The following is a 13405-nucleotide window of genomic DNA, read 5'->3' on the forward strand; positions in this document are numbered from 1 at the left end:
ACAAAGTCAGGCATAACAGTTTAGATTCCTAGAGAATGATGAATTGTGTACAAAAGTCTGTTATCCATCAGTCCATTATCTAATATCTTCAAAACAATTAAGCTTTTTTTAAGCCTTATTTAAGTCCGTTTTAATCTCAGAAAACCACCTTTGCATCACCAAAACGAGATAAGAATGACTAAAACAACAACGCTGGTGTTATCCGTTTCGGCATTTGTATGTCTGTCCGGACAGCAGCAGATGTCTCTTCAGGATTGCGAACTCGCATTTCAAAAAAACAACCTCCAACTTCTTGCTGCGCAGTACAATATCAATATGGCAGACGCCGATATTATTCAGGCAAAAATCTGGGAACTTCCACAAATCGAAGGTTATGTGAATGCGATCAACCCTCAGGATAAAAGAGTTTTTGATGTAACAAGAGCGAAAGGTGTAGAAATAACACAACTGATTTATCTGGGTGGGAAAAAGAAAAATGAAATCCAATTCGCCAAATCAAACAAAGAATTATCACAACTGCAATTCAGTCAACTCTTGGTGGATCTGAAAACCGAATTGAGACAAACTTATTACAATCTGATTTATGAGCAGAAAAAGCAGATTAGTATACAAAATCAATTGAAATATATGAACGACCTTTTGTCGGCTTACAAAACGCAGACAGACAAAGGGAATGTTTCTCTTAAAGATTATGTAAGACTTCAAAGTATTGTTATTCAGCTGAATAATGATAAAATTGAAATCAATAATAACATACTGGCTTTTCAGCAAAAGATGAAAGTCCTGACTGGAAATACAGAAAGTATTTTACCCAATATTCCCAAAGCAGAAGAGAATGAGATTTTGATTTCTCAGCCTTTCGGAGATGTTGAAGTCCTGAAAAGCAAAGCTTTAGAAAACAATGCAGATTATCTCTACCAAGTAAAACTGATTGAGAACAGCAAGCTTTACGCACAATGGCAAAAATCACTGAACATTCCAGACCTTAATCTTGGCGCCGAATATGACCAGGCCTCAGGAACTTTCAATAATGAGGTCAATTTGAAAATCGGAATTCCGATACCGCTGTGGCAATCGAATAAAGGGAATGTAGAAAAGGCGAAATATGCGATTCAGCAAAATGAGAAAAACTTAGAATATCAAAAACTGAATCTCCAAACTCAGGTGGAATCGGTATATCAGACCTGGAAAAATCAATATGATCAATATTACGAATTGAAACCTGTGGATATGGAAAACCTGGATACGGTTTACAACGGCATTCTGAAAAACTTCCGAAGCGGAAACATCAGCCTGATGGATTTCACAGACTTCCTGGAGAGTTACAGGCAAACCGTTTTGCAGGTTTACGAAATGAAGAAACAGATTATGATTTCTGCCGAAGAAATCAATCAATTAGTGCAAACCAAAATCTTTTATTAAACGTATGAAAAATATTATTATTCCAGTTATCCTCGCTATAAGCCTGTCTTCTTGTTCTAAAAAAGAAGAAATAGTAAAGGATGAAGCAAAAGGTTTTGAGTTGAGCCAAACGATGCTGAAATCTACAACATTCGCCAAAGTAGAGAAAAAATTCATTGAAGATGAATTCAGTTTCTATGGAAAAATCTCGGCAGATAAAAACACTTACATTGACATTTTCCCTTTGGTAGGCGGTAACGTGCTGAGCGTGAATGTGGAATTAGGCGATTATGTGCATAAAGGTCAGGTCTTGGCAACCATCAGAAGTACAGAATTGGCTGATGTTCAGAAAGACGTGAGCGATGCAAAGACCGATTTGCGTGTCGCAGAAAACAATCTGCGTGTTGCAAAAGAAATGTACGAAGGAAAACTGAACACCGAAAAAGACATCAAAGAAGCACAGGCTGATGTGCAAAGAGCAAAAGATGCCGTTCAGCGTTCCAATGCTGTGAGCACGGTTTACAATGTGAAAAAAGGAAATATCTACAGTGTGATTTCGCCAATCAACGGTTTCATTGTTCATAAGGATATCAATAAAGATATGGAACTCAGAAGCGACCGAAGCGAAAATATCTTCGATGTTGCCAATACCAAAAATGTCTGGGCCATTATGAATGTGAATGAGGCTGACATCGATAAAATCAACCTTGGAATGAAGGCTCAGGTTTCTACATTGTCTTATCCGGACAAGGTTTTTTATGGTAAGATTGATAAGATTTTTAAAATCATAGATCCAGCGACCAATGCGATGCAAGCCAGAGTAGTGCTGGATAACACGCAAGGTTTATTGATTCCGGAAAGTAAAGCGACCATCCGAGTGTCGTCTGCGGAAAATGAAATGGCTTTGGCAATCCCGTCCAGCGCAGTGATTTTTGATGACAACCGATATTTTGTTGTGGTTTATAAAACGCAGGCAGACATCAAAGTCAAAGAGATCAAAATCCTGAAGCAAAATGCAGAAAATACCTACATCACATCAGGACTTTCCGAAGGCGAAACCATCGTAACCACCAATCAACTGTTGATTTACCGTTCTTTAAATAATTAAGAAGATGATAGATAGTAGAGAAAAGATGATAGTCTTACAATAATTCTCTTTTAATCTCTAACATATATTGAACTTCATTATTAATAGATATTTAAATCTTTATTCGACAAACCCGATCGGGTTTAATATCAATAGCCGTAGGTGAAACCTATGGATACAAGGTATTGGATATTATATACGGAATCATAGTTCCATCCGAATCTGAAGGATTCAATATTAATGCCGTAGGTGCAACCTATGGAAACCGAATCAAACACATACCGAATCCGAAGGATTCAATTTTAATAACCACAGTTTTGACCTGTGATTAAATATAAAATATGAACAAATTCATCAAAAACATCATCGGATTTTCTCTCAAGAATAAAGCCTTTACCTTCATTTGGGTCGCAATATTGGCGGTTGCGGGATTCATCAGTTTCAAGAATATGCCGATTGAAGCATTTCCGGATGTTACAAACACCCAAATCGTCATTATCACCCAATGGAACGGGCGCAGCGCCGAAGAAGTAGAACGTTTCGTGACCACACCAATCGAGCTGGCAATGAGTCCTGTTCAGAAGAAAACCAGCGTCCGAAGTACGACGATGTTCGGGCTTTCCATCGTCAAGATTTTATTTGAAGATGGTGTAGACGATATTTTTGCCAGAAATATGGTCAATAATCAACTCCGAACGGTAAGTTTACCGGAAGACATTGACCCGGAAGTTCAGCCTCCGTACGGACCAACCGGCGAGATTTACCGATACACATTAGAAAGCAAAGACCGGGATTCCAGAGACCTTTTAACCTTACAAACCTGGGTGGTCGATCGGGCGCTCCGAAGTGTTCCCGGCGTTGCCGATGTCAATGTTTTCGGTGGGCAGGACAAAGTTTTCGAGCTGAGTATCGACCCAAGAAAACTAGACAAGTATAATCTGACACCTTCCGAAGTTTTGGAAGCCGTCACCAACAGCAACCTGAATGTCGGTGGTGATGTTATCGAAAAAAGTGGTCAGGCTTATGTCGTTCGGGGAATTGGTTTGGTCAAATCCATTTCGGATATCGAAAACATTACCATTCACAATGACGGCGGAAATCCAATCCTTGTTAAGAATGTAGCTGATGTTCACGAGGGCAGTTTACCAAGAGTTGGTCAGGCTTCTTTGAACAATGAAGCGGATACCGTGGAAGGAATTGTGGTAATGAGAAAAGGTGAGAACGCGCAGGAAGTTCTCCTTGCCGTCAAAGACAAAATCAACGAACTGAACACCAAGATTCTTCCCAAAGATGTGAAGATGAAAACCTTCTATGACCGTCAGAATCTGATGGATTTCACAACCAAAACGGTAATGCACAACTTGTTGGAAGGTATTATTCTGGTAACCGTGATTGTCCTGATTTTTATGGCAGACTGGCGAACCACTTTGATAGTTTCCATCATCATTCCGTTGTCACTGTTGTTTGCATTTTTCTGTCTGAGGATGGCTGGTATGAGTGCCAACTTGTTGTCATTAGGAGCCGTAGATTTCGGGATTATCATTGATGGAGCCGTCGTGATGGTCGAAGGATTATTCGTAATGCTCGACCACAAAGCCCACAAATACGGAATGGAACGCTTCAACAAAATGGCGAAAGCAGGCTGGATAAAGCAAACCGGAACCGGACTGGGAAAAGCGATTTTCTTCTCAAAATTAATCATCATCACTTCATTGCTGCCGATATTTTCTTTCCAGAAAGTGGAGGGCAAAATGTTCTCGCCATTGGCATTTACACTAGGTTTCGCTTTGCTCGGCGCATTGATATTCACACTGACGTTGGTTCCCGTGATGTCCCATTTGTTATTAAAGAAGAATGTGAAGGAAAAGAATAACCCATTCGTGAATTTCTGGGACAAGTATGTGATGAAAGGTCTGAAGTTCACATTCAAATATAAAAAAGTCAGTTTGTTGATATCCACTGCAGTTCTGGCGGTGACCTTATTCTCGGCTAAGTTCTTAGGAACTGAATTTTTACCGCAGCTGAATGAAGGTTCACTCTGGATTACCGCAGAGATGCCGATGAGTTCATCCCTCAAAGAATCGCTTAAAACCGCAGATATCTTGAAGAAAGATATTATGAGTTTCCCGGAAGTCACGGGTGTTCTCGCACAGACGGGAAGGAGTAATGACGGAACCGACCCGAATGGTTTCGGATTCGTGCAGTTTGCAGTGAGTCTCCAGCCAAAAGAGGAATGGAAACGGAAAATTACCTATGATGAACTGGTGGAAGAAATTGATAAGAAGCTAAAGAACTACCAGGGAATTACCTACAATTATTCCCAACCGATTTCCGATAATGTGGCCGAAGCTGTCGCTGGTTTCAAAGCAGAAAACGGAATCAAAATCCATGGCGACAACCTTCACACTTTGGACAGGTTGGCAGAGGAAGTCCTGGTATCTATCAAAGATGTGGACGGTGTCAAAGAACCAGGAATCATTAAAAATATTGGTCAGCCCGAGATCAGTGTGGTTTTGGACAGAAACAAAATGGCCGCTTATGGTGTTTTGCCTGCCGATGCTCAGGCGGTTCTGGAAATGGCTTTCGGTGGAAAAACAGCGTCCGAAATGTTTGACGGCGAAAGAAAATTCCCTATCAGACTGCGTTATGCCGAGGATTACAGAAAGAACGAAGAGGATATTTCGTCCCTGATGGTGCCAACGCAGGACGGTGCAAAAATTCCGCTGAAGGAGATTAGCACGCTTGAAAAGGAAAATGGCGCGGCGTTCATCTACCGGGATGATATCAAACGTTACATCGGGGTTAAGTTCTCGATTCGTGACCGGGATTTGGGTGGAACCATCGCCGATGCTCAGAAGAAAGTGGACAAAATCAAATTGCCGGATGGTTACAAGATTGGCTGGACAGGACAATTTGAAAATCAGCAGAGAGCGACTAACCGATTGGCTCAGGTTGTTCCAATCAGTATTTTGGGGATTTTCTTCCTGTTGTTCATCCTGTTTGGGAATATGAAAGATTCGCTTTTGGTTTTAGCCAATGTTCCTTTTGCTTTGATTGGCGCTATCATCGCCCTGCATTTGACGCATATGAATTTCGGGATTTCGGCAGGAGTCGGGATGATTGCCCTGATAGGGATTTGTATCCAGAATGGTGTGATTTTGATTTCAGAATTCCATACGAATGTCAAGAAAGGATTATCATTAGATCATTCAATAATGGAAGGCGTGAAAGTGCGCACAAGACCCGTAGTAATGACCGCTTTGATGGCCTCCATCGGTTTGCTTCCTGCTGCACTTTCCACAGGAATCGGATCCGAATCTCAGAAACCTCTGGCGATTGTCATTATTGGCGGATTGATTACTGCGACTGTTCTTACGCTTCTTATTTTCCCGATTATCTTCTGGATTTTCAACAGGAGAAAAAATGAAGCCATTAACTAAAAACTCCAGGACTCCCGGTGTGACATTTGGTTTTATCAGGCTGATGCTCTTGAAGTCCATACCAACAGAACAATTTACAGTTGTTTATTTTTCTCTCTATTGGCGTTCCCTTCGATTATTTCTGAGGGAACGTTTTTGTTTTCATTTTGATGAGTTTCCGAAAAGGTCTTTATGTTTTGATAAAAACATCAAGACGTTTTCAATAAAACAACTTGACCTTTTTATGAAAACATCAAGTTGTTTTCGATGCCCTCTGCAAACGTCCTATCCATAGGACTTGACGAAGGTCATTTTCCAGCTTTGAAACAGCTTAGATTTTGTACTGCATTTCATTCAAAATCCTCAATTTCCAACCGGCGATGTGTATGCGGTATGTCCCTGATTTTCATTTGTTTTTATTCGAATTGATGAACGTTTGACATCGGAAGGCGGATAAAGATGCTCCAGTCATTCGTTTGATTGTTCTAATTCTTATCTTTGGTCATAAAATAAAACTATGCGGAACTTTACTTTTCTGTTGTTACTGTTTGCTGGTATCAGCGGATTTTCTCAGAAGTTTTCTAAGGAAGAAAAAGATTTGATCCTGGCAGGCGATTTGGCAACTGCACTGCCAATCTACCAAACGGATAATATAGAGCAGCACAGGATTTTACTGGCACAGTCGGAGGAGATATCGCCAAAAGATAAAACACTTCCCGTCCTGATTGACCGGATGAAGCGGACTCTGGCTGCAACAGACGGCGGCGTGGGCATCGCTGCCCCGCAGGTTGGGATCAACAGGCGGGTGATCCTGGTTCAGCGGTTTGATAAACCCGATTATCCGGTAGAGTATTTCATCAATCCCGTAATATTATGGCGGTCGGAACTGCTGAACAAAGGTCCGGAAGGCGACCTGTCCATCGAGAATTTCCGGGATGCTTTTTACAGAAGTTACAGCATCCGCCTGGAGTACTATGACCTGAGTAACAAGAAGCATGATGAGATGGTGGAAGGCTTCACTGCTGTGATTTTCCAGCATGAGACAGACCATCTTTCGGGAATTCTGATTCCTGACAAGCTGGAGAAAGAGAAAGATATCCAATACAAAGAAGTGAAAGTTTATCAGAAAATCAAGAATTAGGTCTGGTTTTTGAATAGAGAATAGCAATCAATAAAACATCAAACTATGAACTTTATTATCCGTTTGCTGATTACCGCCATATCAGCTTTTTTGCTCAGCAAAATCCTTTCAGGCGTACACTTTGACAGCTTTGGCGCAACCATTATTTTTGCGATCGTATTGGGACTTCTGAACCTGGTTGTCAAGCCAGTTCTATCAATCCTGTCGTTACCGATCACGATCCTGACACTTGGTTTGTTTTCATTCGTTATCAATGCATTAATTATTATGCTGGCCGCATACGTTATGGGAAGCATGCAGGTTGACGGCTTCTGGTGGGCACTGTTATTCAGTATTCTGCTGTCGCTGGTGACATCCGCTTTCTCAACCATTTTTGAAAGCAACGATTAAAAATTAAAAAGAGTTTCAGTTATTTGAAACTCTTTTTTTATTTGAATTTATTTCCAGCAGATTGAGCTGATTTTGCAGATAATTGAATCTGCGAGAATTCTTATTTAATTCCTTTGATGAATTCTCTTCCTTTCGCTTCCCAATCTTCATTCTCCAATAGAATCTTCACAAAAGCAGTCCCGATAATTCCGCCTTTCGCTTTTTCCGTCACATTCTCAAAATCAGATTTATCCTTTATTCCAAAACCAATAAAAACAGGATTTTTCAAATTCAATAAAGCCAGTCTGTCCAGATAGTCTTCGTTTTTCAAAACTGCATTTGCGTTTCCTGTTGTAGATGAGGAACTCACGGCGTACAAAAATCCCGAACTCAAAGAATCCAAATATCTGATGCGCTTTTCTGAAGTTTCCGGCGTCACAAGGAAAGTGAAATTAAGTTTGTATTTTTTCAGGATTTCGCCATAATGTTTTTCAAAGGCAACGGGTGGCAAATCCGGAATAATCAGTCCTGAAACGCCTACTTCTGCACATTTCTGACAAAAGTTCTCAAATCCAAATTGAATAACGGGATTCAGATAGCCCATCAGTATTTTCGGAATCGTCACAGATTCTTTGATTTCAGCCAATTGTTCGAATAGTTTTTTGATTGACATTCCATTTTTCAGAGCCAAAGAATGTGCATCCTGAATCACAGGTCCATCTGCAACAGGATCAGAATAAGGAATCCCGATTTCCATCATATCTGCTCCAGAATCCTGAATTAGTTTGGCAATTTTTCCCGTATCTTCCAGCTTTGGAATTCCTGCTGTGAAATATATGTTTAGTTTTTTCATAAGTTTGTTAATTGTTGTTGGTTGTCAGTTGATAGTTAAAAGTTTAATATATGACAGCTTTAACAGCCATCAACCAAAAACTATCAACTGTCAACCAAATTTTTCAAATAAGTTTCCATATCCTTATCACCACGGCCAGAAAGACAAATCACAACCACATCATCTTTCTCAAATTTCTTCTTGTCCAAAACTGCCAAAGCGTGCGCACTTTCTAAAGCCGGAATAATGCCTTCTATTTTTGTCAGTTCAAAAGCGCATTTCAAAGCTTCATCATCATTAATACTAAAAAACTCCGCACGGCTGGTTCTGAATAAATTGGCGTGCATCGGCCCAATTCCGGGATAATCCAGACCTGCTGAAATGGAATGTGGCTCTGTTACTTGTCCGTCTTCAGTTTGCATCACCAAACTCTGGCTTCCGTGTAAAATCCCAATGGTTCCCAAAAAAGTTGTTGCAGCAGATTTACCTGAATGGACACCCAAACCGCCAGCTTCAGCCGCAATTAATTTTACATTTTCCTCGTTCACGAAATGATAAAAAGTTCCGGCCGCATTACTTCCGCCACCCACGCAAGCGATGACATAATCCGGATTTTCTCTACCGATTTTTTCATTTAGTTGTTCTTTGATTTCCTTTGAAATCACACTTTGGAATCTCGCCACCAAATCCGGAAACGGATGCGGACCAACCACACTTCCAATAATATAATGTGTTGTAGATGGATTGTTAATCCAATCTCTCAAGGCTTCATTCACTGCGTCTTTCAATGTTTTTGAACCCGACGTTGCAGGAATCACAGTTGCGCCCAGCATTTTCATTCGGGCAACGTTTGGTGCTTGTCTTTGAATATCGATTTCGCCCATATATACAATGCATTCCAAACCTAATAAAGCACAAGCAGTTGCTGTTGCAACGCCGTGTTGTCCGGCGCCGGTTTCGGCGATTATTCTGTGTTTTCCTAATTTCTTTGCCAGCAACGCCTGCCCAAGAGCATTGTTGATTTTGTGTGCTCCGGTGTGATTGAGATCTTCTCTTTTCAGATAAATCTGAGTCTGATATTTTTCGCTCAGATTTTTCGCAAAATAGAGTGGAGTAGCGCGCCCAACATAATCTTTCAGTAAATCCTGAAATTCCGCTTGGAATTCTTCTGATTCGATGATTTGGATGTATTGTTCCTGTAATTCGGCAACGTTTGGGTAAAGCATTTCTGGGACAAAAGCGCCTCCGAAATCGCCGTAATAACCGTTTTTATCTGGGTTTTGGTAGTTCATATTTTTCATTTTTATTTAGCCACAAAGTGGCGATTTAATAAAGAATAGGATGCAATCCTATCCTATTCGCATTTGAATTAATTGTAATTTAATCCCAAAGATATTTTTCATCATACTCGATTCTATATTTTTTATAATAACTGACTAGTTCTTTTTTGAAATCATAGTTTTTATGATGTTCCCACTGATTTTTAATATAATTTTTCACAGCAAAAATATTATTTGGGCTAACTGAAAATGCTCCGTAACCGTCTTGCCAAAAGAAAGATTCATACTTTTTACCTTTTGCTTTAATCCATTTCGAAGAATGTGCTTTTATTTCTTGTACTAATTTCATCAATGCAATTTTCCTAGAGAGCAAGCAAAGAATATGAATGTGATTATCTGTTCCTCCGATTTGGACTGCTGTGCTTTCAAATTGTTTACAAACCGAACCAATGTAAGCAAATAGTTCATTTTCGATAGTATCATCAATAAAAATCATTTCTATATTTCGTACTAAAAATGATATGAATGTAATTTTTAACTAGAGATTGTGGCATTATTCCAATTTGTATTTTTTATATAGGATTTTATCCTATTCTGTATTAAGTCGTCCCTTTGGGACTGTTTAATAAATTTACAAAACGTTTTATTTTTTCTAAATCTTTATTTCCCGGCTCAATTTCAAATTTAGAATTGATATCGAGCGCAATTGGTTGGTGTTTGATGATTGACAGTTGATGGATATTATCCAATGAAATTCCGCCGCTTAAAAAATAGGGAATCGGGATTTCTATTTCATTCAGTATATTCCAATCGAATGTTTTCCCTGTTCCACCAAATGCTTTAGAATCGGTATCGAACAAAAGGTAGTTGATGGTTGTTGGTTTTTGGTTGTCAGTCTGAGCGTGGTCGAAGACTTTTCCTATTTCTCTTCTGACTTCTGACTTCTGACTTCCAACTCTTATAACTTTTATAATTCCAATTTCAGGATTTAATTTTTGTCTTAATTCCAGAATATAATCATCATTTTCATCGCCGTGAAGCTGGATGAAATTGAGTTTTGCCTTCTCTGAAATTTCAACAATTTTTTCTAAATTTTCATTCACAAAAACACCAACTTTTCCTTGATGATTAATTTCAGAAATTTGGTTCAAATTCAAATGATTCAGAACATATCTTGGCGATTTTTCGTAGAAAATAAAGCCAAGATAATCAATCTTCATAGAAATTAATTCCTGAATTTGGTTGAGTTTTGTCAAGCCGCAAACTTTTAGTTTTGGTTGATAGTTGTTGGTTGATAGTTGTTGGTTTTCAGACATTGTTATGTTGATAAACTGTTAGACTGTTACATTAGAAATAAATTCTCCAAATTTTTGTCCCGGATTTTCATTTTTCATGAAATATTCGCCCATCAGAAAACCTTCGAAGCCTTTTTCTTTCAAGAATTTGAAATCTTCTTCGTTATAAATTCCGCTTTCTGCAACTGACAAAATATCGTTTGGAAGTTGGTTTTTCAAATCTACAGAATGTTGCAAATCCACTTTAAAATCTTTCAAATTTCTGTTGTTGATGCCTACAAAATCAACATTTTTATTGATGTATTTCAGTTCATCTTTGGAATGGATTTCCAACAAAACTTCAAGATCTAGTGAATGCGCCAATTCTGTAAATTCTGAAACCTGAATTGGAGAAAGACAAGATGCAATCAATAAAATAACATCGGCTCCGATTGATTTTGCTTCGTAAAATTGGTATTCATCAATCATAAAATCCTTCCTTAAAATCGGAATGTTGATGTGATTTCGAACACTCAAAACATCATCAAAACTTCCACCGAAAAAATCTTTATCCGTCAAAATTGAAACTGCGATTGCTCCGAATTTTTCATATTGAGAAACGACTTCCAAAGGTGAAACTTGATCATTGATAATGCCTTTGCTTGGCGATTGTCTTTTGAACTCGGCGATAATTCCGGATTTTGTTTTGATGGTTTCTCTTAACGAAAAAGTTGACCTTCCAAAAAACTCTGAATCTTTCAGTTTTTCAATAGAAATTTTGGATTTGGCATCTGCAATTTCCTGTTTTTTCCGTTCGATGATTTTATCTAGGATGTTCATTTTTAATAATTATCAATTGTAAATTATTGATTGTTAAATAATATTTTTCAGCTAATCATTAACAATTAATCAGTAATAATTGAGCGAAGCGATTTCAAAGCTTTTCCGCTTTCTAAACTTTCTTTTGCCAACGTTAAACAATCGTCATAATTTCCAAACTTTCCGGTGTTTTGCAAAGCAATTGAAGCATTGGCGAGAACAACTGAATTTTGTTCTTCAGTTCCTTTTCCTTCCAAGATTTGAAGAAAAATTTTGGAAGCTTCTTCTTTTGTATTGCCTCCGAAAATACTTTCTGGGGCAATATTTTTGAATTTCAAATCCTCAGCGGAATAGATTTTTTCACCAGATTTATTAAAAATTTTGGTATCGCCTGTCAAAGAAATTTCGTCGTAACCATCCAAAGCGTGAACGAGCATAAACTCGCTTTTCTGCTTCTGTAAAAGATATTGATAGACTCTTGCAATTTCGAGATTTGCCACGCCAATCATCGTAAAATCAGGACGTGCAGGATTGACCAACGGTCCCAAAAGATTGAAAAAAGTCTTCAAACCGAGCTGTTTTCTGAAAGGCGCAACGGATTTCAAAGCGGGATGAAAAAGCGGTGCGTGCAGAAAACAGATGTTTCCTTTTTCCAAATCGGCTTTCAAATCTTCGGAATTATCTTTAAATTGGTAGCCCAATTCTTCCAAAACATTAGACGAACCAGAAATAGAAGATGCGCCGTAATTGCCTTGTTTCGTAACTTTTTGCCCAGTTCCTGCAACGATAAAACTCGCCAAAGTCGAGATGTTGAAGGTGTTTTTTCCGTCGCCACCAGTTCCGACGATATCGACCAAATCTTTGGTTCCCAAATCGACTGGTTTCGCCAATTGCAACAACGCTTCGCGGAAACCGGTGAGTTCTTCGAGCGTAATTGTTCTCATTAAGAAAACGGTAATAAACGAAATGACCTCGCTTTCGTTGAATTTATTTTGTGAAATTTCAATCAGAATCGCTTTGGCTTCGGCTTTCGTCAAAGTCTGGTGATTGAAAAGGTATTGTAGGATTTGTTTCATAATATAGTTGTTAGTTGATGGTTGATGGTTGTCGGTTTTCTATCAACTGACAACAAGCAACTGTCAACCATTTAAAAAGTTTTCTAAAATCTGTTTTCCATCAGGCGTCAAAATACTTTCCGGGTGATATTGGACAGCGTGAACATCATAAGATTTGTGTTTCAGACTCATTATCATTCCGTTTTTGTCAACACTTGTAATTTCTAATTCATCTGGAAAATCATCGGGATTAACTGCCCAGGAATGATAGCGTCCAACTTCCAAAGTTTCAGGAAGATCGTTGAAAATCTTATGTTCATTGGTTTGAGTGGCTTCAGTTGCCACGCCGTGATAAATTTCGGAAAGATTAATTAAACTTCCTCCAAAAGCTTCTGCAATTGCTTGTTGTCCCAAACAAACGCCGAAAATGGATTTCGTTGGCGCATATTTCTTAATCACATCTAACAAAATGCCTGCTTCTTCCGGAATTCCCGGACCGGGTGAAAGAATTATTTTATCGTATTTTTCAATGTCTTCCAACGGAATCTGGTCATTTCTATAAACATCTACTTTCTCGTCAACAATCTGCTCTATGATTTGAACGAGATTGTATGTGAAACTGTCGTAATTGTCAAACACCAAAATTTTGGTTGATGGTTTTATGCTATTTTTCATTTTGTAAATTTTAATTGTCATTCCGTAGGAATCTAGACTGCTTAGATTCTTAC

The 13405-nt window shown here is 38.7% G+C and carries 12 protein-coding genes; 5 read left to right on the forward strand and 7 right to left on the reverse strand.

Annotated features, from left to right (window positions below):
- Nucleotides 1–174: 174 nt before the first annotated feature.
- The 5 genes from BUA97_RS14420 to BUA97_RS14440 all read left to right on the forward strand — a co-directional run bounded on the left by BUA97_RS14420 (nt 175) and on the right by BUA97_RS14440 (nt 7438).
- Entirely contained in the window at nt 175–1422 is a 1248-nt protein-coding gene (locus BUA97_RS14420) for a TolC family protein (protein WP_245795941.1), read from the forward strand.
- A gap of 4 nt (nt 1423–1426) precedes the next feature.
- Nucleotides 1427–2509: an efflux RND transporter periplasmic adaptor subunit gene (locus BUA97_RS14425; RefSeq protein ID WP_072999546.1), complete on the forward strand. Its 1083-nt coding sequence runs from the start codon at nt 1427–1429 to the stop codon at nt 2507–2509.
- A gap of 320 nt (nt 2510–2829) precedes the next feature.
- Complete coding sequence (locus BUA97_RS14430; RefSeq protein WP_072999549.1) at nt 2830–5928, forward strand: efflux RND transporter permease subunit; 3099 nt, start codon at nt 2830–2832, stop codon at nt 5926–5928.
- 496 nt (nt 5929–6424) lie between these two features.
- Nucleotides 6425–7048, forward strand: coding sequence for a peptide deformylase (locus BUA97_RS14435; protein WP_084081354.1), 624 nt, complete (start codon nt 6425–6427; stop codon nt 7046–7048).
- A gap of 45 nt (nt 7049–7093) precedes the next feature.
- Nucleotides 7094–7438, forward strand: coding sequence for a phage holin family protein (locus tag BUA97_RS14440; RefSeq protein WP_072999551.1), 345 nt, complete (start codon nt 7094–7096; stop codon nt 7436–7438).
- A 100-nt stretch (nt 7439–7538) separates the two neighbouring features.
- Here BUA97_RS14440 and trpA read toward each other — a convergent pair whose 3' ends face one another.
- The 7 genes from trpA to BUA97_RS14475 form a co-directional block, all read right to left on the reverse strand.
- Nucleotides 7539–8270, reverse strand: a complete 732-nt coding sequence (trpA, locus tag BUA97_RS14445; protein WP_072999553.1) for a tryptophan synthase subunit alpha — start codon at nt 8268–8270, stop codon at nt 7539–7541.
- An 83-nt stretch (nt 8271–8353) separates the two neighbouring features.
- Complete coding sequence (gene trpB / locus BUA97_RS14450; protein WP_073000094.1) at nt 8354–9541, reverse strand: tryptophan synthase subunit beta; 1188 nt, start codon at nt 9539–9541, stop codon at nt 8354–8356.
- 88 nt (nt 9542–9629) lie between these two features.
- A complete protein-coding gene (locus tag BUA97_RS14455) occupies nt 9630–10025 on the reverse strand; it encodes a transposase (protein ID WP_221405667.1) in 396 nt (131 codons plus the stop codon).
- 103 nt (nt 10026–10128) lie between these two features.
- A complete protein-coding gene (locus BUA97_RS14460) occupies nt 10129–10845 on the reverse strand; it encodes a phosphoribosylanthranilate isomerase (protein WP_072999555.1) in 717 nt (238 codons plus the stop codon).
- Nucleotides 10846–10863: 18 nt separating this feature from the next.
- A complete protein-coding gene (gene trpC / locus BUA97_RS14465) occupies nt 10864–11643 on the reverse strand; it encodes an indole-3-glycerol phosphate synthase TrpC (RefSeq protein WP_072999558.1) in 780 nt (259 codons plus the stop codon).
- Between the two features lie 65 nt (nt 11644–11708).
- The gene (gene trpD, locus BUA97_RS14470) at nt 11709–12698 is read right to left on the reverse strand and encodes an anthranilate phosphoribosyltransferase (protein ID WP_072999560.1); all 990 of its coding nucleotides are present in this window, start codon (nt 12696–12698) and stop codon (nt 11709–11711) included.
- Between the two features lie 63 nt (nt 12699–12761).
- Nucleotides 12762–13352 carry an anthranilate synthase component II gene (locus BUA97_RS14475; protein ID WP_073000096.1) on the reverse strand — a complete coding sequence of 197 codons (591 nt, stop codon included), beginning with the start codon at nt 13350–13352 and terminating at the stop codon, nt 12762–12764.
- Nucleotides 13353–13405 lie beyond the last annotated feature (53 nt).

It is taken from the genome of Epilithonimonas mollis, assembly GCF_900142325.1.
Lineage (GTDB): Bacteria > Bacteroidota > Bacteroidia > Flavobacteriales > Weeksellaceae > Epilithonimonas > Epilithonimonas mollis.